The organism is Acidisoma silvae (assembly GCF_020618775.1).
GTDB lineage: Bacteria > Pseudomonadota > Alphaproteobacteria > Acetobacterales > Acetobacteraceae > Acidisoma > Acidisoma silvae.
Map to the genome: position 1 here is coordinate 1 of NZ_JAESVB010000063.1, position 1,602 is coordinate 1,602.

At 56.1% G+C, this 1,602-nt stretch carries 1 protein-coding gene; it reads left to right on the forward strand.

Translation table 11 applies throughout. The features are described 5' to 3' along the window. Positions 1-94 precede the first annotated feature (94 nt). The gene (locus ASILVAE211_RS25780) at positions 95-1,402 is read left to right on the forward strand and encodes an ISNCY family transposase (protein ID WP_406566109.1); all 1,308 of its coding nucleotides are present in this window, start codon (positions 95-97) and stop codon (positions 1,400-1,402) included. Positions 1,403-1,602 lie beyond the last annotated feature (200 nt).

The following is a 1,602-nucleotide window of genomic DNA, read 5'->3' on the forward strand; positions in this document are numbered from 1 at the left end:
TATGTTGTCACTGTAGAAGCAATATAGAGATGTCACCCTCTGCAAATTAGAAATGTCACTGTCTTCCGGTTCTGAGGGTTCGGAGGACTTCGCCGTGGCGGTGGTGACGATGAGCGACCAGGAGTTTTCGCGGCTTAAAATGCTGCTTGATGTTCAAGCGGGTCATCTGCGGATCGCGGATGCCGTTGGCGTGAGCGGTCTCGGGCGGCGGCAGATATTCAGGCTTTTGAAGGGCTTTCGCGAGCATGGTGCGGTAAGTCTGGTCTCACAACGCCGCGGCCGTCCGAGCAATCGCCGGCTCCCTTCGAGCTATCGCGATCTGGCGATAGCTCTGGTGAAGGAGCGCTACGCTGATTTTGGCCCCACACTGGCCGCCGAGAAACTCCGTGAACTGCACGGCTTCGGCATTTCGCGGGAGACCTTGCGGCACTGGATGATTGAAGACGGTTTGTGGATTGATCGCCGGCGCCGCCTGCCCTCGGTTCATCAGCCGCGCAATCGCCGGGAGTGCGTGGGCGAACTGGTTCAGATCGACGGCTCTGATCATGCCTGGTTCGAAGATCGTCGTCCGCGCTGCACCCTGATTGCCTTTATCGACGATGCGACAAGCCGGCTGATGGCGTTGCGTTTCGTGGCGGCTGAGACAACGTTCGACTATTTCCGGACGACCCGCGCCTATTTGGAGCGCTGGGGCAAGCCTGTTGCCTTCTATTCAGACAAATTCAGTGTCTTTCGCGTTTACAAGCGCGACGCGGTCGGCGGCAACGGTATGACGCAGTTTGGCCGGGCGCTGCATGAGCTGGATATTGACATTATCTGTGCCAATTCACCGCAGGCCAAAGGTCGCATCGAGCGCGCCTTTGGCACCTTGCAGGATCGGCTTGTGAAAGAGCTTCGACTAGCTGGCATTGACACGATCGAAGCGGCCAATGCTTGGCTACCGCACTTCATGGACGATCATAATCGTCGGTTCGCCAAGCCACCCCAAAGCGATGTCGATTTGCATCGGCCCTTGGCGGGAAGCGACGACTTAACGGAGATTTTCGCCACACGGGACGAGCGCACGGTGACCTCGAACCTGACACTTCATTATGACCGGATGATGCTGATCCTGGAGCCCACGCCACAGGCCAGGTTGTTAGCCAGGAAGCGGATTATGGTCGTCAACTATCCTGACGGCCGCTTTGCCTTGCAGTATCGTGGCAGCGATTTGGCGTTCCGTGTCTTCGACAAGATCCGTACATTGGAACAGGCTCCGATCATCGAAAACAAGCGACTCGGTCCGGCATTGGCCCTCATTAAGGAGCGTCAGGCTGCCCTGCCCGCTCACCAGCGCCGTCTGGACCCGGCCCGCTACAAGCACCGCAATAACCTCGAAACACCCAGCCTGCCCGCCACCTGAGTGACATCTCTATTTTGCACAAGCGGTGACATTTCTATTAAACTTCCCATTATAGATGCCATTCGCACTTACGAATGTAAGAGTTACATTAATCCTGAAGTAACCCGACCACGAAAGGAAACTTCCGGATTAACCATCTAACATAACACGTCCTATGATGGCAGCTACAACGGGAACCTTAATAACTTGCCCCGACATTG